This window comes from Treponema sp. R8-4-B8 (assembly GCF_054786175.1).
This window is the reverse complement of sequence record NZ_BDHE01000007.1, coordinates 21,104-44,724: the sequence shown is the minus strand read 5'-3', so window position 1 is coordinate 44,724 and position 23,621 is coordinate 21,104. Positions and strand designations below refer to the sequence as shown.

At 43.4% G+C, this 23,621-nt stretch carries 27 protein-coding genes; 17 read left to right on the top strand and 10 right to left on the bottom strand.

All coding sequences use genetic code 11. The annotated features are described in order from the left end of the window. The first annotated feature begins 94 nt into the window (after window positions 1-94). The 3 genes from guaA to ACYVRA_RS02345 are packed head-to-tail and all read left to right on the top strand — an operon-like array spanning window position 95 to window position 3,843. Window positions 95-1,618 (top strand): glutamine-hydrolyzing GMP synthase, encoded by a 1,524-nt coding sequence (gene guaA, locus ACYVRA_RS02355; RefSeq protein ID WP_461251144.1) that lies wholly within the window; start codon window positions 95-97, stop codon window positions 1,616-1,618. Window positions 1,619-1,639: 21 nt separating this feature from the next. Then, window positions 1,640-2,653: a 3-deoxy-7-phosphoheptulonate synthase gene (gene aroF, locus ACYVRA_RS02350; RefSeq protein ID WP_461251143.1), complete on the top strand. Its 1,014-nt coding sequence runs from the start codon at window positions 1,640-1,642 to the stop codon at window positions 2,651-2,653. Between the two features lie 50 nt (window positions 2,654-2,703). Beyond that, a complete protein-coding gene (locus tag ACYVRA_RS02345; protein ID WP_461251142.1) occupies window positions 2,704-3,843 on the top strand; it encodes a bifunctional chorismate mutase/prephenate dehydratase in 1,140 nt (379 codons plus the stop codon). A gap of 160 nt (window positions 3,844-4,003) precedes the next feature. Here ACYVRA_RS02345 and ACYVRA_RS02340 read toward each other — a convergent pair whose 3' ends face one another. From ACYVRA_RS02340 to ACYVRA_RS02330, 3 genes are all read right to left on the bottom strand, one after another. Next, window positions 4,004-4,822, bottom strand: coding sequence for a viperin family antiviral radical SAM protein (locus ACYVRA_RS02340; RefSeq protein ID WP_461251141.1), 819 nt, complete (start codon window positions 4,820-4,822; stop codon window positions 4,004-4,006). Between the two features lie 53 nt (window positions 4,823-4,875). Beyond that, window positions 4,876-5,520, bottom strand: coding sequence for an NYN domain-containing protein (locus ACYVRA_RS02335; protein ID WP_461251140.1), 645 nt, complete (start codon window positions 5,518-5,520; stop codon window positions 4,876-4,878). A gap of 90 nt (window positions 5,521-5,610) precedes the next feature. Further along, a complete protein-coding gene (locus ACYVRA_RS02330; protein WP_461251139.1) occupies window positions 5,611-5,775 on the bottom strand; it encodes a hypothetical protein in 165 nt (54 codons plus the stop codon). A 167-nt stretch (window positions 5,776-5,942) separates the two neighbouring features. Between ACYVRA_RS02330 and ACYVRA_RS02325 the strand changes: the two genes are divergently transcribed. Continuing rightward, complete coding sequence (locus ACYVRA_RS02325) at window positions 5,943-8,153, top strand: tetratricopeptide repeat protein (RefSeq protein ID WP_461251138.1); 2,211 nt, start codon at window positions 5,943-5,945, stop codon at window positions 8,151-8,153. 100 nt (window positions 8,154-8,253) lie between these two features. Here the strand turns inward: ACYVRA_RS02325 and ACYVRA_RS02320 are convergent, their stop codons facing one another. Continuing rightward, complete coding sequence (locus ACYVRA_RS02320; RefSeq protein ID WP_461251168.1) at window positions 8,254-8,532, bottom strand: hypothetical protein; 279 nt, start codon at window positions 8,530-8,532, stop codon at window positions 8,254-8,256. Here ACYVRA_RS02320 and ACYVRA_RS02315 point away from each other — a divergent pair. The 3 genes from ACYVRA_RS02315 to ACYVRA_RS02305 all read left to right on the top strand — a co-directional run bounded on the left by ACYVRA_RS02315 (window position 8,468) and on the right by ACYVRA_RS02305 (window position 11,176). After that, a complete protein-coding gene (locus tag ACYVRA_RS02315) occupies window positions 8,468-8,668 on the top strand; it encodes a Rid family hydrolase (protein WP_461251137.1) in 201 nt (66 codons plus the stop codon). The genes ACYVRA_RS02320 and ACYVRA_RS02315 overlap by 65 nt on opposite strands. A gap of 61 nt (window positions 8,669-8,729) precedes the next feature. After that, window positions 8,730-9,950, top strand: a complete 1,221-nt coding sequence (locus ACYVRA_RS02310) for an AAA family ATPase (RefSeq protein ID WP_461251136.1) — start codon at window positions 8,730-8,732, stop codon at window positions 9,948-9,950. After that, the gene (locus ACYVRA_RS02305; RefSeq protein WP_461251135.1) at window positions 9,950-11,176 is read left to right on the top strand and encodes a VWA domain-containing protein; all 1,227 of its coding nucleotides are present in this window, start codon (window positions 9,950-9,952) and stop codon (window positions 11,174-11,176) included. Before ACYVRA_RS02310 ends, ACYVRA_RS02305 begins: the two co-directional genes overlap by 1 nt. 14 nt (window positions 11,177-11,190) lie before the next feature. On the opposite strand, the gene ACYVRA_RS02300 is transcribed toward ACYVRA_RS02305, so the two are convergent. Beyond that, window positions 11,191-11,916 carry a DUF4116 domain-containing protein gene (locus ACYVRA_RS02300; protein ID WP_461251134.1) on the bottom strand — a complete coding sequence of 242 codons (726 nt, stop codon included), beginning with the start codon at window positions 11,914-11,916 and terminating at the stop codon, window positions 11,191-11,193. A gap of 107 nt (window positions 11,917-12,023) precedes the next feature. Here ACYVRA_RS02300 and ACYVRA_RS02295 point away from each other — a divergent pair, with 107 nt between their 5' ends. The 7 genes from ACYVRA_RS02295 to ACYVRA_RS02265 all read left to right on the top strand — a co-directional run bounded on the left by ACYVRA_RS02295 (window position 12,024) and on the right by ACYVRA_RS02265 (window position 17,549). Beyond that, entirely contained in the window at window positions 12,024-12,401 is a 378-nt protein-coding gene (locus tag ACYVRA_RS02295; protein WP_461251133.1) for a RidA family protein, read from the top strand. A gap of 125 nt (window positions 12,402-12,526) precedes the next feature. After that, window positions 12,527-13,534 carry an aspartate--ammonia ligase gene (gene asnA, locus ACYVRA_RS02290; RefSeq protein ID WP_461251132.1) on the top strand — a complete coding sequence of 336 codons (1,008 nt, stop codon included), beginning with the start codon at window positions 12,527-12,529 and terminating at the stop codon, window positions 13,532-13,534. Between the two features lie 18 nt (window positions 13,535-13,552). After that, a complete protein-coding gene (gatC, locus tag ACYVRA_RS02285) occupies window positions 13,553-13,840 on the top strand; it encodes an Asp-tRNA(Asn)/Glu-tRNA(Gln) amidotransferase subunit GatC (RefSeq protein WP_461251131.1) in 288 nt (95 codons plus the stop codon). A 14-nt stretch (window positions 13,841-13,854) separates the two neighbouring features. Next, complete coding sequence (gene gatA, locus ACYVRA_RS02280; protein ID WP_461251130.1) at window positions 13,855-15,342, top strand: Asp-tRNA(Asn)/Glu-tRNA(Gln) amidotransferase subunit GatA; 1,488 nt, start codon at window positions 13,855-13,857, stop codon at window positions 15,340-15,342. Beyond that, window positions 15,339-16,775 (top strand): Asp-tRNA(Asn)/Glu-tRNA(Gln) amidotransferase subunit GatB, encoded by a 1,437-nt coding sequence (gene gatB / locus ACYVRA_RS02275; protein WP_461251129.1) that lies wholly within the window; start codon window positions 15,339-15,341, stop codon window positions 16,773-16,775. Before gatA ends, gatB begins: the two co-directional genes overlap by 4 nt. 91 nt (window positions 16,776-16,866) lie before the next feature. Continuing rightward, window positions 16,867-17,259: a HEPN domain-containing protein gene (locus ACYVRA_RS02270; protein WP_461251128.1), complete on the top strand. Its 393-nt coding sequence runs from the start codon at window positions 16,867-16,869 to the stop codon at window positions 17,257-17,259. Then, window positions 17,238-17,549: a nucleotidyltransferase domain-containing protein gene (locus tag ACYVRA_RS02265; RefSeq protein WP_461251127.1), complete on the top strand. Its 312-nt coding sequence runs from the start codon at window positions 17,238-17,240 to the stop codon at window positions 17,547-17,549. Before ACYVRA_RS02270 ends, ACYVRA_RS02265 begins: the two co-directional genes overlap by 22 nt. 21 nt (window positions 17,550-17,570) lie before the next feature. Here the strand turns inward: ACYVRA_RS02265 and ACYVRA_RS02260 are convergent, their stop codons facing one another. The 5 genes from ACYVRA_RS02260 to ACYVRA_RS02240 form a co-directional block, all read right to left on the bottom strand. Continuing rightward, window positions 17,571-17,765 (bottom strand): hypothetical protein, encoded by a 195-nt coding sequence (locus tag ACYVRA_RS02260; protein WP_461251126.1) that lies wholly within the window; start codon window positions 17,763-17,765, stop codon window positions 17,571-17,573. Then, entirely contained in the window at window positions 17,765-18,265 is a 501-nt protein-coding gene (locus tag ACYVRA_RS02255) for a DUF3990 domain-containing protein (RefSeq protein WP_461251125.1), read from the bottom strand. Before ACYVRA_RS02255 ends, ACYVRA_RS02260 begins: the two co-directional genes overlap by 1 nt. Continuing rightward, window positions 18,262-18,477: a DUF3791 domain-containing protein gene (locus tag ACYVRA_RS02250; RefSeq protein ID WP_461251124.1), complete on the bottom strand. Its 216-nt coding sequence runs from the start codon at window positions 18,475-18,477 to the stop codon at window positions 18,262-18,264. The genes ACYVRA_RS02255 and ACYVRA_RS02250 overlap by 4 nt, the downstream gene beginning before the upstream one ends. A 153-nt stretch (window positions 18,478-18,630) precedes the next feature. Beyond that, window positions 18,631-19,575: a M14 family metallopeptidase gene (locus ACYVRA_RS02245; RefSeq protein WP_461251123.1), complete on the bottom strand. Its 945-nt coding sequence runs from the start codon at window positions 19,573-19,575 to the stop codon at window positions 18,631-18,633. Then, window positions 19,568-20,506 (bottom strand): M14 family metallopeptidase, encoded by a 939-nt coding sequence (locus tag ACYVRA_RS02240; protein WP_461251122.1) that lies wholly within the window; start codon window positions 20,504-20,506, stop codon window positions 19,568-19,570. Before ACYVRA_RS02240 ends, ACYVRA_RS02245 begins: the two co-directional genes overlap by 8 nt. A gap of 247 nt (window positions 20,507-20,753) precedes the next feature. Between ACYVRA_RS02240 and ACYVRA_RS02235 the strand changes: the two genes are divergently transcribed. Genes ACYVRA_RS02235 through ACYVRA_RS02225 form a run of 3 tightly spaced genes read left to right on the top strand, consistent with a single transcriptional unit; the run spans window position 20,754 to window position 23,577 of the window. After that, entirely contained in the window at window positions 20,754-22,127 is a 1,374-nt protein-coding gene (locus ACYVRA_RS02235; RefSeq protein WP_461251121.1) for a circularly permuted type 2 ATP-grasp protein, read from the top strand. Then, a complete protein-coding gene (locus ACYVRA_RS02230) occupies window positions 22,109-22,798 on the top strand; it encodes an alpha-E domain-containing protein (RefSeq protein ID WP_461251120.1) in 690 nt (229 codons plus the stop codon). The genes ACYVRA_RS02235 and ACYVRA_RS02230 overlap by 19 nt, the downstream gene beginning before the upstream one ends. Beyond that, window positions 22,795-23,577, top strand: coding sequence for a transglutaminase family protein (locus ACYVRA_RS02225; protein WP_461251119.1), 783 nt, complete (start codon window positions 22,795-22,797; stop codon window positions 23,575-23,577). Before ACYVRA_RS02230 ends, ACYVRA_RS02225 begins: the two co-directional genes overlap by 4 nt. The last annotated feature ends 44 nt before the right edge of the window (window positions 23,578-23,621 follow it).

Genomic DNA, 23,621 nt, shown 5'->3' with positions numbered 1-23,621 from the left:
TTGCGCCTTTGCGAGGGGCTTTTTTTCAATGGCCTTATTTCTCCCCTTAACATTATTTCCCGTCAATGATATAGTTAAAAAAAGGAGTTTATCAATGAGCGAGTTGGTATTGGTGTTGGATTTTGGCGGGCAGTATAAGGAACTTATCGCGGGGACTGTCAGAGGGTTGTCGGTTTATTCGGAAATAAAACCGGGCAGCATTACAATTGATGAAATTTTACAACTAAAACCCATCGGCATTATTATGACAGGCGGGCCAAGCAACGTATATATGTCCGATTCTCCCAAGTGCGATCCTAAAATTTTCTCGTTGGGGATACCTATTCTTGGCATCTGTTACGGAATGCATCTTATGTGTTATACGCTTGGAGGCGAAGTCGCGTACGGAAACAAAGGCGAATACGGACGCGTAACCGTAACGCCGGCAAAAACAACGTCAAAGATACTTGGAAGCAAGAAAGAGCCTTTTACCGCCCTTATGAGCCACAGAGACGCCGTAACCCGTTTGCCAAAAGGTTTTCGTGAAACCGCAAAAACATCGGTCTGCGTCGCCGCCTGCGAAAACAAAGCGAAAAAACTTTACGCCGTTCAGTTTCACCCCGAGACAAAACACACCAAAGGCGGGGAAAAAATTATCAGCAGATTTTTATACGACGTATGCGGCGCTTCGGGAGATTATAAACTTGATGATTATATTAAAACGCAAATAAAGCAAATCCAAAAAAAAGCGGGTAGTGATAATGTTCTGCTCGCCTTATCGGGCGGAGTTGATTCTTCCGTATGCGCGAAACTTTTATCTAAAGCAATACCGGGACAGCTTGCTTGCATCTTTGTCGATCACGGTTTATTGCGGTTAAACGAGGGCGATGAAATAGAGCGCGTCTTTTCAAAGGAAAAACTTAATTTTATCCGAGTCAACGCGAAAGACCGCTTCCTTGAAAAATTAAAAGGCGTGACGGAACCAGAGGCAAAACGCAAGATCATCGGCGAGGAATTTATCCGCGTGTTTGAAGAAGAAGCGGCCAAACTTGGAGATATTCCGTTTCTGGCGCAGGGAACAATCTACCCCGACGTAGTTGAATCGGGAGGCAAACACGGCGCGGTTATAAAGAGCCATCACAATGTAGGCGGACTTCCCGAAGGACTCAACTTTAACGGAGTTGTGGAACCCCTGTCCCGCCTTTTCAAAGACGAAGTGCGCGTCATGGGTAAAAAGTTAGGCCTGCCTTCGTCAATTGTAAACCGCCAGCCGTTCCCCGGCCCCGGTCTTGCCATCCGCGTCATTGGCGAAGTTACTGAAGAAAAGCTTGAGCTTTTACGAAAGGCTGACGCGATCCTCCGCGAAGAACTTGACGGAATGAAGGACAAACCGGATCAATATTTTTGCGTCCTTACAAATACGCGCTCTGTAGGCGTTAAGGGCGACGACAGGACTTATGATTATGTAATCGCGGTCAGGGCGGTGAAGACTGATGATTTTATGACTTGTGAATACGCTCCCCTGCCCCACAAATTGTTAGACCGTATTTCATCGCGGATAACGGCGGAAATTCCTACCGTAAGCCGCGTTGTTTACGATATTACTTCAAAACCTCCGGCGACGGTTGAGTGGGAATAAATTTTTTATTAAAGGTTATTTATGATTGTTGTTATTAAAAAAGACGCGAATGAAAAAAGTTTGGAAAATCTGATCTCATGGCTTGAGAATCAAGGACTGCGCGTCAACGTAAACAGAGGCGTTTATCAAACTGTGTTGGGACTGATAGGCGACACGCATAGCCTTAACGCGGAACTTGTCGGCGGCATGGACATTGTAGAACGCGTACAGCGGATCAGCGAACCATACAAAAACGCCAACCGCAAATTTCACGCGGACGATACTGTCGTAGACATGAACGGGTATAAAATCGGCGGCGGTCATTTTCAATTTATCGCCGGCCCCTGCTCCGTAGAATCGGCTGAACAGATCTGCGGTATCGCGCGACATGTTAAAGAGGCGGGAGCGAATCTTCTTCGCGGCGGAGCGTTCAAACCCCGCACTTCTCCCTATTCGTTTCAAGGGCTTCGCGATGAGGGCATTGAGTTTTTGTTAAAAGCGAAGGAACTTACGGGAATGCCCGTAGTCAGCGAGATAATGAACGCTAACCATCTGCCAATGTTCGAGCAGGTTGACCTTATTCAAGTCGGCGCGCGCAATATGCAAAACTTTGAACTGCTAAAGGAACTTGGCAGGCAGGAAAAGCCAATCCTACTTAAACGCGGCCTTGCAAATACGCTCGAAGAACTTTTGATGAGCGCCGAGTACATCATGTCAGGCGGAAACGGAAAAATTATTCTATGCGAGCGCGGCATCCGCACCTTTGAAACTTCCACTCGTAATACGCTAGATATTTCAGCCGTGCCGATGTTAAAGCGGCTGACCCATCTGCCCGTCATCATTGACCCAAGCCACGCCGCCGGTGACGCGGCTCTTGTGTACCCGCTGTCAATGGCCTCAGCCGCCGCAGGCGCTGACGGATTGATCATCGAGGTGCACAACGATCCAGCCCATGCGCTGTGCGACGGGCCGCAGTCGATTAAGCCGGAAGCTTTCGCCGATTTGGCGCGTGATGTTCAGAAGATTTTAGATATTGTTGGGAAAAGTACAAAATAAAAGAAAAAAGAAAAGAGAAGAAATAAAAAAGAAGAAAGAGAGGAAGGATTATGGGGATTGATGAGCTGAATCAGGAAACTGATAATATTGATGACAATTTACTGAAGTTGTTTGAACAGCGCATGGGGATTGCGCTGGAGATGGAAAAGGAGAAAAAAGAAAAGGGGCTGCCTGTTATTGATACGGAGCATGAGAGAAAAATTCTGTACAGGCTTTGCGAAAAGGCGCGGCCTGAGCTTTCGGGGTATGTCAAGGTTTTGTTTTCTTCCATTTTCGAGATTAGCCACAGTCATCAGAAGGCGCAGGAGCATTACGATTCGGCCGTAAAGAAATTGCTTGAAGACGCGGTTCAGCATATGAGCGACAGTTTTCCTTCGCGGGCTATTGTCGCGTGTCAGGGCGTGGAAGGAGCGTATTCACAAGCCGCCTGCGACAAATTGTTCTCTCCCGCTGACATCACTTACTTCAACAACTTTGAAGGTGTCTTTCAGGCGGTGGACGGCGGCTTGTGCCGTTACGGCGTAGTGCCGCTTGAAAACAGTTCCGCCGGTTCAGTCAACGAAGTGTACGACCTTATGAACCGTTACCGCTTTTACATTGTGCGAAGCGTTAAATTGCCGATAACGCACACGTTACTGGCGGCGCCCGGCGCGAAGATGGACGATATTAAAGAAGTGTTTTCGCACGAACAGGCGATTCGCCAATGCAGCCGTTTTTTAAAATCTTGGAAAAACGTAAAGGTTACTGAGTGCGCGAATACGGCAATGGCCGCCATGCAAGCGGCAAATTCAGGGAGGACTGACGCGGCGGTTATTTCATCGCGCGATTGCGCGGAACTGTACGGTTTGCAGGCGCTGTCATTCAACATCCAGAACACCGACAACAATTACACGCGCTTTATCTGCATCTCTAAAAAGCCTGAAATCTATCCCGGAGCGCATAAAACAAGCCTTATGTTGGCGTTGAAACACAAGCCCGGCTCCCTCTACCACGTCCTCGCTAAGTTTTACGCGCACGGAATCAACATGAATAAATTGGAAAGCCGCCCCATTTCCGGACAAGCCTTTGAATTTCTTTTTTATTTTGACATTGACACGCCAGTTATTTCTGATGAACTGAAGCAGGTGCTGGCGGAGCTTGAGCAGGAGACGGATATGTTTGATTATTTGGGGACTTATCAGGAGATATAATCTCCTGTTCGATTATAATGCGCAGCCATTCGGCTGCGCGAAATTAAGGTTATCAGGAGATATAAGGTTATTGGAGTCAGGTTTTTTCATCGCTTTACAATCCGCGTAAGAAATAATAAGCCCTCCGTCCAAGCGGAGGGCAAAAATTTTCTATAGAAATTCAACTAGCTTTTTTATATCTGGATTCATACAGTTTTGTATTAAAACTCATAGCATTAAATCTTGTCTTAAAATCTTCCCTCAATAAATCAGCGATAACCTTATATGTTTCATCGCTATTATCAACTAGCTTTCCCCTCGCATCGATCATTATATAGGAATTTTTTAAACTAGCTTCCGCGATATGAGAAAGTGAAGCATGGGTTGAGCAGAACTTGTTAAACTCTTCATCTGTTATTTCCAGTTCGGCGTTGTCAAAACTGTTATTGGAAAACCGTTTTATTTTTAATATTTTCCATCGTGTTGGACATACAGTCTTAATAAAATCGGTAAAATTCTCATGCAGATTCAGTCTTGAAACTACAGTATTTATTTTAAGATGTATGCCATTTTCATGTATAAACTTACATAACGCAACACACCTATCAGGAGAAAGAATTTCATTAGTTTGAGTACAACGCCCTATTTCTAGCAGCAATTCAGGTTGGAACGCATCTATACTTAAACCAATCATCGAAACTTTTCCTTTAAATTTGCGAATAAGTTCTTCTGATAAAAGATGTCCATTAGTGATAAGAGAGACTTGAATATTTTTAGCGTTGATATACTCAATCACTTCATCAATTCCCTTATACAATAACGGTTCGCCCCCCGCCAGATTAAAACGGGAGACAGTAGTTCTTTTCGTAATATTGTCAATGATATTTTTCCAGTCATGAACAGAAAGTCTTCCGGTGGAATCGAAATGAGCAAAACAATGTTTACAGCGATAATTACAATTTTCCAATAAATGCAAGTTGATTATATATTCTTTTGACATAATATTCTCCTAGTTAAAAATTACACCTGCATACGCAAGTGTTTATAAAGATTTCACGCAACAAGGCGTACATTAGCCGCCTTGCCTCGCTGATTCCTTTTTTCATGTTGCAACGAATCAGGTTCTTTAAGAACTCTAAATGTTACCTGTGCCCCTTCTGCCATGTTCTTAATATCGCCGTCGATATCAGTAAGCGAACAATAAAAAACCCCTCGATCATTCTCGATCAAGCCAAAGTGTCTTGGTCTTTCAAGCAAAACACCTGTTTCTTCGCAGTTAAGACTTTCAAGTTTTACAAATTTATCACAAGTCTCTTGCCAGATTGGTTTTGAATGTTCTTTTCCTATACCAAGAACATATTTTCCATTCTCGCGCAACCGCTGAGCCAGTCCGCAAAAATCCGCATCGGTAGAGACTATACAAAATGCGTTAACATTGGCGTTTTGGAACATTAATTCTATAGCATCCATAATTATTCGAGTATCAGTGGCGTTTTTCCCTGAACGGAATTGCTGGCAGGGTGTTGCTGGTTCTTTTACAAGAACATCTTTCCATGTATTCATATTGGAAGTTGTCCAATCGCCGTATACCCGTTTCATTAATATTTCCCCATAGGTTGCTATCTCCCTAATTGCCGATACATAATCCTTTGCGCAGATATTATCCCCGTCAATAAAAACTGCAAATTTTTTCTCCATAAATTTCTCCTCCATTGTTTTTTTGAGAATGTTGGGAACACGGAAGTTGATTGCAAAAAACAATACTCTCCCGTGTTCCCGTGGTTTACCTTAGCCTTTTGGCGGCAGGTTTCCTCTACCCAAACCAGATGGATTTCCTGTCATACTTGGCTTGTTTCCGCCTGGTCTTGAAGGAACGAATCCAACGCCTCCCTTGCCGCCTCTTGGGGCAGATTTTCCGCCGCCGCCTTTAAAACCGCTACTTCCTTTTGCCATAAATAGCTCCCTAAAAATTAAGAATTTGTCCCGCATACGCAGGAATCTTAGATGCATATTAAGTGTTTTTTGATACCCTTGCATGGCGAAAAAAGGCGACAAAAAACTGTTTTTTAATTAAATTTGAGGTTTAAATATTAATTTTATCTTGATATACTGTATTAGCCATGAAAAGACAGGAAAAAGATAGATATGGAAATGTAACATTCGGAGAGGCAACGGGATTATTAATTGACACTATTGAGCAAATTGTCATCCTTGATCTTGTTAAAAAGGAAGGAAATAAACCAGAAGCGTATAAAAAGAAATTAGAGAGGATTTATGATGGTCAAGGAACTTATTCAGAATTTGAAACTGCAACAAAAGGAAGTCCCCAATGGTACTTTGCTTTGTTTTTCAAAGAAATCTTAGAAGGTAAATATAATGTTTCCCCTCTCGCCATGATAATAGTTGATTCTTTTACATGGCAGTTTTTTTTCGCACTCACTTGGCATACGCCTTTTGAAAAACTAAAATCCAAAACGGTAATGTTTCATCTGAGAAAACAAGTATTCTGTTTCATTTACAATCGTCTACTAAAAGGAATACCTTTAGATGATGGCAGTGTATATAAAATTTCAAGAGGTTCTATCATGGAATTTTTGACTGATACTTATGAAAAAATTTTTTTTGATATTGATAACGATTTTAAAAGAACAGGAAATAGTTTTCGTATTAAAATAAAAGAATATTGGGAAGGAAAATACATAGAATATCCAAAGTTATATAAAACGGTATCTTTAGAAGAAGTACTTAACGAACTATATAATGATGGAGGTATTTTTTATAAAGAACTAAAAGATTCGTATAGTTTAAAAATTGACGATTTGAGAACAGAAAAGCCTAAATTATATGAATTACTCAGCAATGACGAGAAGGCAGATAATTTTACTCAATTGTATAAAGAGGCTGTCGAAGAATTTATAGAAAACGATCTTGATACCCTCAAAATAATTATTGAGGAAATTCCAAAGTCAAAAATTAAGTATCCCTATTTTTTTGATTATAACAGATCCCCAAAAACGAATTTCAATCTGGATGAAAATATTTTAAATTGGCGTAATGAGGATGTTTATAACCCTACATGGAAAATTTTAGAGCCTATTTTAGATTTTCTGCTTAAAAAAGGTAAAACAACACATATACATCGTTTAATAGGACTGTATCTGCTTAAAAATGCTAAAAAAGCTATGGAAGAAATTTTAGATATTTCTGAAATAGAGCAAGAAAAAATAATAATAGACATAGTAACTATGATAAATGAAAACAGAAAACCAGAAGAATTTTACACAGAAAATGATCTTGAATTTTTAGAGCAGATTGATTTAATTTATATGTGTCTTGTATATCAGCATCAAGAAAAATTTGATCCAGTAAAATCAGATGAAATTATTACAGCCATAGAAAGCAAATGCTATAATTCAAAAAAGTTTTTTTCCCAATGGTTAAAGGCAAGGGCAAAGGTTTTTGAAATAGGTGAAAAGTTAAAAGAAAATAAAGAAGCACAAGACTCAATAGTAGATGGCTATAAAAAGGCTTTTAACGAAGGTATTGCTTATGCAGGAGCATATTTGGGGCAATTTCTTCTGGAAGCTATTGTTATTAACAGATTTTGCAATCCCAGACAAGTAAAGGATATAAATGATTATTACGGATACGGATATGCCCTTGAAATGTTTGGAGCAGAGAAGCAGAAATTGCTTAATCGCATAAAGGAGACAGATGATTTGCGAATGATATTTGTTAATATTCATTCCGACTTCAATCCCACAGAAAAAGTTATTTCATCCTTCCCTTCAAGAACTGAATTTTATTGTGAAAAAGTAATTAATATGGGGCTTAAGTTTGATAAAGCAGGTAGTTATGAACAGGCAATCGAATGTCTTAAAATTGCATTATTATTAAATCCCTTTTATGTTAATGGGTATTACAACCGTGGTAATCTGTATAATAAACTGGGTGAACAATTTACCAAAAACGCATTGGCTAACTTTAATATTGCGCTTCTGCTTGATCCAACACATGAAAACACCTTGTTTAACCGAGGTTGTTTACTGTTTATGAACGGCAATATAGAGAGTGCAATTACTGATTTTACCAAACTCATCAGTATCAAGCCTGACGATTCAGAGGCGTATTTAAGGCGGGGAGTTTGCTATAAATACATGAAGTATTTTGATCGTGCAATAGAAGATTATAATAAAGCAATCGAAATAAACCCACGTTATGCCGAAGCATACTATCACCGGAGTGATGTCTATAAACTTTTGGGGGATAATGATAAAGCCAAGGAAGATTGCTGCAAGGCTAAACAGATATGTCCAGACCTATTTTTTTAAACAATATAGAATATTTTGGTCCAAATTTGTTTAAATAATAAAACCAGATAACCGCTTATTGTTCTTAAAAATTTAAAATATCAAAAAACAATCTGATAGTTTATTGATCACAACCCAATAAAAATGGATAATACCCCATGAAAGTAATATCAACAAATTCAGCGCCTGCAGTAATCAGTCCGTATTCGTAGGCGATTATAACAGACGGACTGCTCTTTGCGTCAGGGCAAATTCCATTGTCGCCGGAAACGTGTGCCGTTGTTTCGGGCGGCATAAAAGAGCAAGCGGAACAAGTTATGTAAAATATAGCGGCGATGCTTGCGGCGGCGGGGAGCGATTTTACAAAGGTGGTAAAAACAACGTGCTTCCTGACAAGCATGGAACATTTTACCGCATTCAACGAAGTTTACGCGAAGTGCTTTACAGGCAAACCTGCTCGTTCCTGCGTAGCCGTATCCGTCCTGCCGCGCGGAGTCCTTGTTGAAGTTGAAGTCATTGCCAAAATTTCCGGCTAATTGTATCGCTATGTACGCCGCCCCCCTTGCCCTACCTTCCCTTTTTCGCTAAACTAATCCCATGCCTAAACAAGAAACCCCCATCTATAACTGGAACAAAAATCAACTCTTCAAATTATTATTCGGACTCTATCACACCAAAATACCCACAATGATCTGGGGAAACCCCGGCGGCGGTAAGACCAGCACCGTTAATTTTTTGGGGAAAACATTAGGACGGCCTACCGAAATCCGATCCGGAAACAAATCTGATCCTACAGATTTTTCGGGCATACCTTACTTAATAGACGGGAAGGGCGGAGACGGCGGAAAAACATTGAAGTTCTCCGAGCCAAAATACGTTCAGATAATGAAGAACAACCCGGACGGCATTTTATTTTTTGACGAAATAACCACATGTTCACCGGTAATTCAAGTCGCGCTTTTGTCAATTATTCAAGATTGCCAGTTCGGCGAATTTGAAATTCCAAAAACGATATACCGGGTAGCCGCCGGAAATTATAACAACATAACCGGCACGCATAACATGAGCCTTGCCTTGATGAATCGTTTTTGCCATATCTTTTACAATATGAACATAGATTTCTTTATGGACGGGTTTATATCCGGCTGGCAAAATTATGAAGAAGCCAAAATTAACAAGGACGAAGACCAAATAAAGAAAGTCAATAATTACCGTCTTGCGGTTGTAAATTTTGTTAAGCAACATCCCGAATTCCTTGACGCCTTCCCTGTTGACGGAACTATATCAGATCCACATGAATTCGCGTATCCTACTCCGCGTTCATGGGATATGACGGTAAAAATCCTGTCTGTCCTTGACGAAAATGATTCGTCATATACAAATGAACTGATAAAGGGATGTATAGGGAACGCCGCCGGAAATTTATTTATCAGGTTCATTAAAGATTTTAAAGGACTTGAGGTTGATTTACCAGCTTTAGTCGGGAAAGAAAAAGAATTCCGTTTGCCTTATCCTGACCGTCATGATCATGTTTCTCAGATAATGTCTACTTTGGTATATTATCTGGAACAAGACCCGAAAAAATATCTTGAACTTTGGGTACAAATCCTTAATGTTCTTCATAATGAAAATAACGCCTACGGAAATTACGCATCTTATGATAACCTGATAATGAAATACTTATTCTCAAACATGAAACATCTTTTGAAAAGTAAAACGCTCAAACAAGAAGATATCCGCGAATTCAGCAAACGTATCCCATGTTGGAATCTTTTACACATAACAGCGCTTGAAAAATTCTCAAACAGGCCTATATAGTGGACTACTCTCCTGAGTTCCGTGCGCTTTTAGCCGCAAAAAAAATTGGGGAATTGTTTCCATATTATTATCCTGCTATTACAAAATTGCGGTTTATGCCGGATAATAAAAATACGGATACAATGAACATTAACTGTTCGCTTGTTATAACATATAATGAGTCGTTTGTAAAAACACTGACAGACGGGGAATTAAACGGGATCGTTCTCCACGAAATACTTCATTATATGAACAGTCATCATGCAAGATACATGAATAATTCGTTAAAAAACACTTTACCTTTTGATATCCACAATATAGCAATGGACATTGAGATAAATGAAATAATAGCAAAGGACATTAAGATATATAAAGGATATGCGCGGGAAAATATGTCTTCGCCTATAATTAGTTTGCCCGAAGACGCGTATATAGCGAAATTTTTTAATTTTCCCAAAAGAAAAACCTACGAAGAATATTTGCTTTTAATAAAAGAAAAAAGCGCGCAAAGGCAAAGCAAAATGCCAAATAATGATCTCAACATGAATGGTTATAACGACAACATTCAAAATGTTATAAATGAATTAATTAAGGAATGTAAAGAGCATGAAAAAAACATAGGGACGGAAAATGACGCCTATGACATAAACCGCAAAATAAAAAAAAGAGAATACCGCTGGGAACAGGTGTTTCAAAATATCATTTCAACAAAAACAACGGAAATTACGGCGGGATATAAATACAGAACATTTGAAAAGGCAAACCGCAGGTATGTCCATACCCCCGATATTATCCTTCCCGTTTTTATTGACAGAAAAATAAAAATATCTTTGGTAATCATAATGGATATTTCCGGTTCAATGTATAATATAACAGATAAAATGTACGGCATTATGAAGAGCATGATTGATATTCTGGATATGGCAATTGATATTTCAATACTTGAAGTAGATACAGATGTCCAAAATATAATGCGCGGATTCGATTTAAAAAAAGAAACAATTAAAAGCAAAGCGGGCGGCGGAACTGATATGGGCGCGGGACTTCGCTATATTCTGGAAAATAAATGGAATCCTGATTTAATCGTCGTAATGACTGACTCATACACACCATGGCCCGACCCGCCAATACTGGCTGATAAAACAGTTGTTTTAACCGATAATCCTGATGATTACGACGGACCATATCCCATGTATCCGGTAATATTTAACGAAACTAATAAAAAATTGAGTGATTTCATCTTCTAGTTATTCTAGGATTATTATTTAAAAAACCCTTCCTGCATTGTTACTTCATTTAATAACTCTCGCGTTATATATTTTTCAGGGACAAATCTTAGTAATCTGACATCATGATTCACAGCATCAAGACACATTTCCGCCGTTTTAAATTTTTCGGGGACATATTGGAGCGCGTCCGCGTTATACTTCACAACCTCAATGTACATTTCCGCCGTTTTGAATTTTTCGGGAACAAATACAAGGGCATTTGCGTTCTGCTTTACAGCATCAATGCACATTTTCACAGTTTTGAATTCTTGGGGGACAAATTCAAGGGCTCTTCCGTAATTTTTCACGGCTTCAACGCACATTTCCACCGTCTTGAATATTTTAGGAACAAATTCAAGGGTTCTGCCGTAACTTTTCACAGCTTTAATGCACATTTCCGCCGTCTTGAATTCTTTAGGGACATATTTAAAGAAACACGCGTTATGCTTCATAGCGTCAATACACATTTCCACCGTTTTAAATTCTTTAGGGACATATTTAAGAAAACCCGCGTTCTGCTTCACAGCCTCAACGCACATTTCCCCTGTCTTGTATTCTTCAGGGACAAGTTCAAGGACTCTGCCGTTCCGCTTCACAGCTTCAATATACATTTCCGCCGTATTGAATTCTTTAGGAACATTTTTAATGGATATACAGCCCTGTTTCACGGCCTCAAGCCATGATTCATAAGTCTTGGGAGTTTCTTTAACATTAATCACAGTTTATCGCCTTATACTTTTAACACTAGTTTAATAAAGCCAATTAAGCGCGTCAATCACGTCTTTTAGTTATTGAAAGAATACAAATATAAATGTATAATACCCCCATGAAAACAATTTCAACTAATTCAGCGCCCGTAGCAATAGGCCCGTATTCCCAGGCTATCGTAACAGACGGATTTCTTTTTGCCTCCGGTCAAATCCCGTTGTCGCCGGAAACAGGGGAAGTGGTATCGGGCGGCATAAAAGAACAGGCGGAGCAAGTTATGCAAAATATCGCGGCGGTACTTGCGGCGGCGGGGAGCGATTTTACACAAGTATTAAAGACAACGTGTTTTCTAACAAACATGGATCATTTTGCCGCGTTCAACGAAGTTTACGCACAGTACTTTACCGGAAAACCGGCGCGGTCCTGCGTGGCCGTATCCGCCTTGCCGCGCGGAGTTCTTGTTGAAGTCGAAGTTATCGCTAAAGTTTCCGATTAATTGTGTCACTATGAATACTTGACAGCATTAACCGCTTTGCGCTATTATAAGTTTGTAATGAACAGCAAAGGCGCTGTGGACTTGGGTCTGCCGCGTCTATTTTTTTTACTAATGGAGAGTATGAAATGAGTAAATTGATTGTACCGGACGGATACCGGCCAATTTTGCCGATTTATGAAACCCAAATAGCTATTGGAATGATAAAGCGGATATTCGAGGATAATCTGTCAAGCGCTCTTAACCTCAAGCGTGTATCCGCGCCGCTTTTTGTCGAGCCGCAAACGGGCTTGAATGATAACCTCAACGGTGTTGAGCGCCCGGTTGAGTTTGCGATAAAAGAGACTCATGGTACCGCGCAAATTGTACATTCGCTTGCCAAATGGAAACGCATGGCGTTGTACCAGTACGGTTTTCCCATTGGTGAAGGTTTGTATACCGATATGAACGCCATCAGGCGCGATGAAGAGATGGACAACCTTCATTCCATTTACGTTGACCAATGGGATTGGGAAGTGGCCATCGACAAGGCTTCGCGCAATGAGGAATTATTGAAAAAGACCGTAACCGCCATTGTAAACGCAATCTGCGATACGGCGGATAAAATTAAAGAGACATATCCGGCTTTAAAAGTCAACCTTTCGCGTGATGTGAAATTTATTACGACTCAGCAGCTTGAGGACGCGTACCCAAAACTGTCCGTGAAAGAGCGCGAGAACGCCTATTTAAAAGAAAACAAAACCGCCTTTATCATGCAGATAGGCGATTTATTAAAATCGGGCATCAAGCACGACGGACGCGCCCCGGACTATGACGACTGGACGTTAAACGGCGATATTGTTTTTTGGAATGATCTTCTTGGGTGCGCTTTTGAAATTTCCTCGATGGGAATTCGAGTTGACGATAAATCGCTGGACGCGCAGCTTGCCAAAGCAAAATGCGATCACCGCAAAAAACTGCCCTTCCACAAAATGCTGCTTGAGGGCAAACTCCCGCTGTCAATTGGCGGCGGCATCGGACAGTCAAGACTGTGCATGCTTCTGCTTCAAAAAGCGCATGTCGGAGAAGTGCAGGTTTCCGTATGGGACGAAAAAACAGTATCAGGCTGCAAGTCCGCCGGAATTGAGTTATTATAGTAACAAACGGAGATTATCATGCAAATAGACGATAAACTGCTCGCGTATCTGGAGGATTTATCCTGCCTTACGCTTTCAGATAGCGAAAAAACCAGATTGACTGGCGATTTGCAAGAGATTCTCGATTACATGGCGCGGCTTAGTGAAATTGACACTAACGGCGTGGTTGAGCGCAGTCATCCCTTTGACAATGTAAATTATTTTCGTGATGACGAAGTGCGCCCTTCGTCTGACCGCTCGCTAATACTGCAAAACGCTCCTGTCAGGAACGATCAAATGTTTATCGCTCCAAAGACGGTCGAGTAAAAAGGTTGACGGCTATGTTTGAAAAAAGCGCATTGGAGTTATCCGCACTCATCAAAGCAAAAAAAATTAGCGCGGTTGAAGCAGTTGGCGCGTACATTGAATCAATCGAAAAAAACGACAGCCGTTATAACGCTTTTCTTACGGTATCAAAAGAGAAAGCCTTGGCGCGCGCAAAAGAAATTCAGTCGCGGATTGACTGCGGCAGTTTGCTCTCACCGCTTGCGGGCGTGCCAATCGCCATTAAAGATAATATTTCTACAGAGGGAATAAAAACAACATGCGCGTCTAAAATGCTTGGTAACTACACGCCCGTGTTTAACGCGGCGGTTATTGAAAAGCTGGAAAAAGCAGACATGGTAGTAATCGGCAAACTCAACATGGACGAGTACGCTATGGGCGGCTCAAGCGAGACAGGCGCGTTTGGCGCGGTGCATAATCCCTGGGATACTACGCGTGTCGCAGGCGGTTCCTCTGGTGGAAGCGCCGCCGCCGTAGCCGTGGGAGAGACGCCCATCGCTCTCGGTTCCGATACGGGCGGCAGCATACGCCAGCCTTGCTCATTCTGCGGCGTTACCGGCATCAAGCCGACTTACGGTTCAGTGTCGCGTTACGGGCTTGTGGCGTATGCGTCGTCTCTCGATCAGATCGGCCCAATCGGGCAAAACATTGACGACTGCGCCGCTCTGTTGTCGATCATTTCAGGGCCTGACGCGCGGGACAGCACCTGCGTCATAAAAAACTCGTTTGAATTTCCTGACCACTTGCAGTGGTCAGGTGAAGGCGAAGTAAAATCAAACTTGGAAGGCGTGAGGATTGGATTGCCTCGCAATTATTTCGCGGGCGGTATTGACGATGAAGTAAAGAACGCCGTTCTTGCGACAGCTAAGGAGTTTCAGGCGGCTGGTGCTATTATAGAAGAATTTGAAATGCCGTTTATGGATTACGTGATCCCCACCTACTACATTATCGCGTGCGCCGAAGCGTCGTCAAACCTTTCGCGTTATGACGGCTTGAAATACGGTTACCGCAGCCCCAACGCGCAGTCTCTTTCCGAAGTGTACCGCCTTTCACGCAACGAAGGTTTCGGACTGGAAGTAAAAAGAAGAATAATGCTCGGCTCGTTTGTGCTTTCATCCGGGTACTACGATGCCTATTACAAAAAAGCCTTGCAGGTACGCTCTCTTATCAAAGACGCATACACGGCGCTGTTCACAAAGTACAACATGATACTCTCCCCTGTCGCGCCCACAACGGCGTACCGTATCGGGGAAAATTCAGGCGACCCGATGAAGATGTACATGGGAGACATTTACACCGTGTCGATCAATTTAGCGGGACTCCCTTCCGTCGCGCTTCCCTGCGGATTTGATTCCAGCGGTTTGCCAATCGGCTTCCAACTCATCGGAGACGCTTTTTCTGAAAACAAACTTATCGGCGCGGCGAAGGTTTATCAATCCCGTACCGATTACCATTTGCAAAAACCAAAAGGGATTAAAGCATGAAGTGGGAAACCGTAATCGGCATTGAGGTTCATACCGAACTTTCAACAAAGTCAAAAATTTTCTGCGGTTGCACTGTCGCTTACGGCGGCGAGCCGAATACCCATGTCTGCCCCGTCTGCGCGGGAATGCCTGGCGTATTGCCCGTGCTTAACCGCTCCGTAGTGGAGTACGCTCTTCGGCTCGGGCTTTCTCTTGGATTTAACATTACCAAATACTGCAAGTTTGACCGTAAAAATTATTTTTACCCCGATCTGCCAAAGGCCTATCAGGTATCGCAACTCTACGCTCCAATCTGCAGAGACGGTCATCTCGACATCGAAGTTGACGGCAAAAAAAAGACAATCAACATACGCGAGATACACATGGAAGAAGACGCTGGCAAACTGATACACGACGCAAACGGCGCGAACACTTTCATGGACTTTAACCGCTGCGGAGTGCCTCTTTTAGAAATTGTTTCCCAGCCTGACTTCCGCAACGCAGCCGAAGTAATCGCCTACCTAGAAAAATTGCGCGAGACTCTTCTGTACCTTGACGTGTCCGACTGCAAAATGCAGGAAGGCTCCATCCGCGCCGACATCAATCTGTCAGTGCGCCCCGTAGGCGGCGAACTTGGCACGCGTACCGAAACAAAAAACATGAACTCCTTCAAAGCGATCGCGCGGGCAATTGAATATGAGACATCGCGTCAGATTGAAATACTGGAAGACGGCGGGCATATAATTCAGGAAACGCGTCGTTGGGACGATGAAAGACTTGAATCTTACGGTATGCGCTCAAAAGAAAACGCGCAAGACTACCGTTACTTCCCTGAGCCTGATCTGCTGCCGATGGAGATTGACGACTCATGGCTTGCAACCATAAGAAAAAATCTGCCTGAACTGGCTCATCAAAAACGCGAACGCTACTGCCGCGATTTTAAGATACCCGAATCCGAAGCTGCGGTTCTGACCGTTCACAAAAATATTTGCGATTTATTTGAGACCGTAGCGCGGCAAAGCGGGCAGCCCGTAGAAGCGGCGCACCTTATAACCGGTGAAATAATGCGGCTGATGAACAACGCCAATGTCTTGCCGGAATATCTTTCGATAAACGCCGATAAACTTTCCGCTCTTATCACTCTTATTACAAACGGGAAAATCAACCGAAGCGCGTACAAAGAAACAGTTGAAGCCGTATTCACGAACAATGTCGATCCAGAAAAATACATCGCTGAAAAGGGATTGCTCATGATTAACGATGACAACGCCGTAATCGAAGCGGTAAAAGCGGTTATAAGTGAAAATCAGAACTCAGTCGCGGATTACCGCGCCGGAAAGGAAAAAGTTTTTGGGTTTTTGATGGGGCAGGTGATGAAGAAGCTTGGCGGGAAGGGGAATCCCGAGGTGGCGAAAAAAATTCTGGAAGACGCGCTGAAAAGAAGTGGAACATAATAATCCACGACCAAGTGTAAACCGTTACAATGTGATGTAAAACGCTTATATTTTTGCTATTTTTGCATTATAATTACTATAGGAGATTCAGTTGACCAACAAAGAAAAAATTGAATATTGGGTTAATTTGTCAAACAATGATATTGCCGTTGCGGAAACATTACTAAAAAACGGACATAATTTATATGCCGGATTTTTGTGTCATCAAGCGGTAGAAAAAATATTTAAGGGCTATTATACAAAAGTAAAAAATGATACTCCGCCATTTAAACATGATTTGGAATATCTCGCCCAGCAAACGGGGCTTTACAATTTATTAAATGACAAGCAAATTCTTTTTCTGGAAAACTTAAATCCGCTCAATATAGAAGCGCGTTATCCTGACTACAAGAACAAAACAGCTAAATATTTAACCAATGAAAGAACCCAAAGTATTTTTGAGCAGACAAAGGAATTGATAACATGGATAAAAGAGAAGATATAATTTTAATAGCGAAAAAATACCTTGAACTGGTAAAAAAAAGCAACTTCCCGATGAAGATAGAAAAAGCATATCTTTTTGGTTCTTATGCAAAAGATTGTTCAAAAAAAGACAGTGATATTGACATTGCGTTTGTAGTTAATAAATGGGTTGGCGATTACGAAGACGCAATTGTGCCGATTTGGCGTTTACGGAAAAATGTTGATTTCAGAATAGAACCGCATATTGTTATTCCAGACGGAGACTATGCTGGATTTCTTCAGGAAATACAGAAAACCGGCATTGAAATATAACCATCAGTACCCACCCAGGCATCAGTCGTCAGTCATTGTACAATCTATCATTCGCGCCAAATCCTGCGGAGCATAAGTAAAAAGCCCTGTCTCTCTATCGCTTAACAGTTCGCATACTTTTGACGTGTAGAACAAATCAAAAGCAGCGTCCAAAGAGATGTTTTTTTGCGCGGCAATTTCATCAATAGTCATGCTGACAAGGGCGGTATCTTTCATTACAATTCTTCCGATTTAATAAATTTCAGACAGCTTAATGAAATGACAGTCTTAAAAGAATATTGGCTGTTTGGCATTGAAAAAGAAAGTTCGTCCAATAACGCAAGCTTTGTATTTTTTGTTACTCTGCCTTTTTTAAGAGCCGCAATATAATTGTCTACCGCGACAATAACTTCATCATTAGCGACATTCCCAATAACAATATCGAAATTCATATTTTGCGGAATAACGCCGCCTGATCTGTTCAAAACGACAAAATCCAGCCATTCTTCACAATAACCGTTAAATACCTTGATATTTAGATTTTTGTTTTCAGTATATTCATATAAATTTAAAATACCCTTTTTTTGAGGATTAGTTTTTACTCTGCGGTTAAGCCAGCGAACAGCCTGATCTTTAAGATCGGTTAAATAAAACCCCTGTCCAAAGTCAACGTTTTTTCTTCCCCAAAAAGGGTCGGGGGTTTTTATAATTTCCTGCGAGCCGTGATATAAAATCATAGGGCAATTCCGTATTCAATAAATTTTTCTTTCATTTCTTCAAGAATATATCCGGAAGATAATGTATGCGACGTATCATAAGTGTCCTGATAAAATGAAAGTTGATTGGTGTTTTTTAATTGATTGTAAGCGGCTGTCTTGTTCCCGTTAAAATAACTTTCAGCGCAGAGTTCAATTACATATACTAAAAAATCTTTCACTGCCTGCGACATATTCTAAATATATAATGATAAGGACAAAATTTCAACAACCTGCTCTAATTTTCACTCTTTTTGAAGAAATTCACGCACACTAACTAATCCCTCTTTGCTCGCTCCTTGTTCGCGCATGTACCGAAGGTACAGTTCGTGGTAAATTCTTCCCCGTTATACATTTGAAAACGGCACGATATTGAACACGTCGGTATGCTCCATCACCAACTGTTTATTGTAGGCAAAGAAAATCGTCCCTTCCATTGGCGACTCTATCCTAGCTATCGTGTTCCCCTCTAAAGGATGAATTATCTCACAGAGCAGATCGCCTTCGGCAACCTCGTCACCTACCGAGACGTATTTTTTTAATATGCCGGCGCTGCTTGTCTGGACGTTTCTTATCAGTCCTTCGTTTAATATGCGCGTGTGCATTCCGCCGTGAAGCGCCCATCTGAGTATCCCTTTGGCGATAAGGAAGCGCAGTACCGCGTTCACTGCGGTTTGCGTGGATTGCTTCCCGATGTGCTCGGTGTATGTCGAGAATAACGAATAGGCCTGACAGCCCCAAATCTGCCAGTTGTAGTTGAGAGTCGCGGTGTCATAAGGCTGCGGTATTCTAATCAGGCCGTAGGGCAGGCCGAAGTCCGACAGCGACTCGTAGGTTTCAGGCTTTCTACATTCCGTGTCCATCACTTTGACGTGCGGCAGGAATTCGCCATCACGGTAAAAACTCGCCATCTGTATGCCGTAGACATAATCCTTTACCGACTTGAACAGCCCGTCAGCAATTCGCTGCGTCGTCTCGCCCTGATCGTATCCAGGGAACATTCGGTTGATGTCGGTGTTGTCCATTGTCCAGAAGCGTTTGCCGATATTCATGGAGTAATTGTTCGCGCACGGTATGATCATTACGCTCTTGCCCAGTAAAACGCACTCGTTCTCCTCCATGCGCTTGAGCGTGTCTACCAACTGGGCGCAGATCGCCATCTGTTGAATCTCATTGCCGCGCAACGCCCCCACTATGCAGCACGAGCGCTCGCCTGAGCCGAAAGTGTACCCTACAATGTCCATGCTCTGCCGATATGGCGATTTGATCGAGTATATAATGTCTTTAATCATTTTTAGAGTCCTCCATAATCCGCGCCAAAAGCGATCCGCCAAAGACGACCGGGTACTCCCGTAACGTAAACAACAAGCCGTCGCATGGGGCAAACGTTTCCTCGACAACGGAACCGGTAAGCGGGTCTATGACGATGCCGACGCAATCGCCAGTGTTTACATGACTGCCATGCGTAGCGAGGGGAATAAATATTCCTCCCGCGTCCGAATTTAGAAAACCCACGCTGTGATCCTTTGAGACAAGCGGCAGACGCGTCCGCGCCGTTTCCCCGCTCCACATTCCAAGTTCGCGCAGCAGGTTCAATATGCCGTCTACAAGCTGGGCGCAGTAGCTCTCCGTTATTCGCATTCCAACGCCCATCTCGACAACCAGCGTCTTTATGCCGCGTATGTTAAGCGAATGCGCCAGCGTCGATTCAAGCACGGTTGCCGACGCGTGTATCCACACGACATCAACATTGAGCAGCACCGCGTATGGCAAAAGCGAGGCTTCGTTCTGTTCGCTTATTCGCGCCTGCGGTATTTCGCGCAGGAAGATGTTGCTTGAGTGTATGTCAATGCACATATCCGCGCCGTCAATGTCGCGCATAATATCGTATGCCGCCTTCCGCGCGAGCGACCCCGATGACGAACCTGGGAATATGCGGTTCATGTCCAAGTCGAACATGGGAAACCCCCGCGTAACGGAATCGATCCCCAGCGGATTTACGGCGGGATAAATATCCACTATGCCCGATAACTTCTGTTTCCCGTCATTAAGAATCTTCGCCAGCCGGGCGCAAACATACTGCCCCTCCAATTCATCGCCGTGAGTCCCCGTAACAACGCAGACGCGTTTGCAATACTTGTCCGCTTTGTTTTCGATACGGTTCTTCTGTATAATAAAGTTCTCCGCGACAGGCAGCGCCGCCACAGACACATGTTTTATCATCAAAGCCTCCCTTTAACAGTTCTTATTATATTTTTAACTTTGGTAAAATACAATACTTTTATTTGATGTATTGTGTTTGGCAAAACTTCATACTACGCGATGTATGCCTAATAAAATCCTTGAATACGGTCAGGGCAGTGGGTACTTCGTGTAACTGAAAAATTAAAGCCTTTTATATGTTGCTTTTTAGAGCGAAATATAGTATTATAAAGATGAGCAACGGCGCTCAAACCTTAAATGGGCGCCGTTGCTTTTTTTTTGCGTCAGCTTGCCGCCAAACGGCGGCAAGAAGGGGATAATTGGGATGGAAATGTCGGTGGCGACAGCTTATGAAATTAACAAACTCATGGCGCGGTACGGCGTAAAATTCGGTATCTACAAAAACGGGGAGTTTATCGAACAACTCTTCCCTTATGACGCGATACCCCGTATCATTTCACATAACGAATTCACGCTGTTGGAAAAAGGGCTTATCCAGCGGGTAACCGCGTTGAACTGCTTTTTAAGGGACATTTATTCCAGCGCGAAGATTATAGCCGACAAAGTAGTGCCGGAAGAGTTTGTCTATATCTCCAAGGGGTATCTGCCGGAGTGCACAAATTTAATACCGCCCCAGGGCGTGTACAGCCACATTTCCGGAATCGACCTTGTTCAGGCAAAGGACGGCGCGTGGCACATACTGGAGGACAACCTGCGTATTCCTTCGGGCGCGTCATATCCGCTTATCGCGAGGGAACTGAGCAGAATCGCCGACCCCGACGCCTATTCAAACAACTATGTTACAGACAACCGCGACTACTCGGATCTATTGCGCGGAACAATGGACTTTGTAAACCGCGGCGGGTTGAATGTCATACTCACGCCGGGAAGGTACAACGCCGCGTACTTTGAACATTCGTACTTTGCCGAGCGCATGGGAGCGTTACTTGTAAAAGCGTCGGAATTAACCGTTGAGGGAGCAGTTCTGTACATAAAAGATTACCTCGGCGTCAAGGCGAGAGTCGGCGCGGTGTACCGCCGCATCTCCGATGAGTACCTCGACCCCATAACATTTATGGCGGAATCCCTCATCGGCGTTCCGCATATCATGGACGCCTACCGCAAGGGAAATGTCGCCATAATCAACGCGCCGGGCAACGGCGTCGCGGACGACAAGGGCATTTATTACTTCGTGCCAAAGATGATAAAATACTATCTGGGCGAAGAGCCGATTTTGCAAAACGCGCCGACATACCTGCCCTACTACGAGGACGACCTCAAGTTTACGCTTGAAAACATCAAACGCCTTGTCATAAAAGACGTATCGGAAGCGGGCGGCTACGGCGTAGTGTTCGGCAGAGAATTGTCGGAAGAAAAGTTATCTGAAATCAAAGCTCTTATAAAAAAAGAGCCACGGCGGTTTATATCGCAAGAGGTCATCGACTTTATTGACCTTGACATTATGGACGAAAACGGCGGCACTATTCCCCGAAAGGCGGACTTAAGGGCGTTCGTGCTTACTGGCAAAACCACGCGCGTGTGGGCAAGCGGGTTAACGCGCTTCTCGCGCGTCGAGGGATCGTTTATCGTCAATTCTTCGCAAGGAGGAGGGTTTAAAGACACATGGGTACTATCTCAGTAGAATACAGCTCAAACCTGTACTGGCTCGGAAGATACGCGGAACGCGCCTATACCACGCTAAAAACGTTCTTCAACTATCACGACATATCGCTGGACAAGGATAAAAATTCCTACAGGGAATTCCTCGGTAATTTAGACATTGCGGACAAGTACGGAGATCACGGCCGTTTTATAAAAGGGTATTTATACGACGACGCGGACTGCTTCACAATTTCTTCGACGCTTCGCTTCGCGCACGACAACGCGCTTGTCTGCCGGAACGTAATCGGCAGTGAGGCGCTTGCCTATATCCAGCTTGCGCTTGACGCGTTCCACGCAAGCCGTAACGCCAAAAACCTCCGCTTGTCGCTGATGCCGGTCATTGATTATCTGCTCGCGTTCTGGGGCAGCATAGATGACAAAATCGCAAGCGGCGAAGCGCGTACGATCGTCAAGTGCGGCAAACTTGTCGAGAGGCTCGACTTGTACTTTAGATTCTCGTACAACTACAAACTTATCAACAGCGAATATGAAAAACTGTGCCATGTTCTTGCGCGGGTACGTAAAGGTTTTTGCAACGCGCGACATCTGGCGGTGCTGGTTGAAGTTCTTGCCACTGAAGAAAGTTACAAAACCCGCCTGGACGAAGTGCTTGAAAGCCTAAGCAGGCTATTTGAGGAGCAGGCTGCTTGAAGACAGTCCTTTTTCAATATCAAACGGAATTGGCGTTTTCTTCGCCAGCGTCAGAGCACCAGTTTCTGCTTAAAATATTGCCGCAAAGCGACAGCAGGCAGCAGATAAAAAGCCTGTCATGGCAAATAGACCCCGCGCCGGATACGATCTGGCAAACCGTTGACAGTTATGGCAATAACGCGCTTGCCGGTGAAATCAACATACCGCACAGCCATTTCCGCTTTGGGATAGAAGGAGAAGCGGAAGTATCAGACGAACCGTACACCGCCTCAGGCGATCCGCAGCGCATACTTCTCTACCCTACGGAATTAACTCGCGCGCATGGCGTGCTTGCCGATTTCTACAATGACATAAGCCGTTCCGCCCCGGATGACATATTGGAGCGTATTCAATATTTCTCACACGCCGTCCATGCCCATCTGCGCTATGAGCGCGGCGCAACCACTAATTCAACTTCGGCTGTAAAAGCGTTTGAGATAGGCGCTGGCGTCTGCCAAGACTACGCGCAAATATTGCTTGCCCTCCTGCGCGTAGATAAAATCCCATGCCGCTACGTAGCGGGCCTCGCCTCCGGTTACGGAGAAACCCACGCCTGGGTAGAAGCATGGACGGGAAACCGATACTGCGCCGTAGACCCCACGCGCGACAAACTCATAGACGAGGACTACATCGCCATCTCAAGAGGGCGCGATTTTTCCGACAGTTCCATCGAGCGCGGAGTATTCACAGGCCTATGCCGGGGAATGCAAACGGTAATTCTGAACATGGAAATATCGTAACGCAAAAGACTCAAAGGAAGCCACTTCCACAATTTCGTAATAAT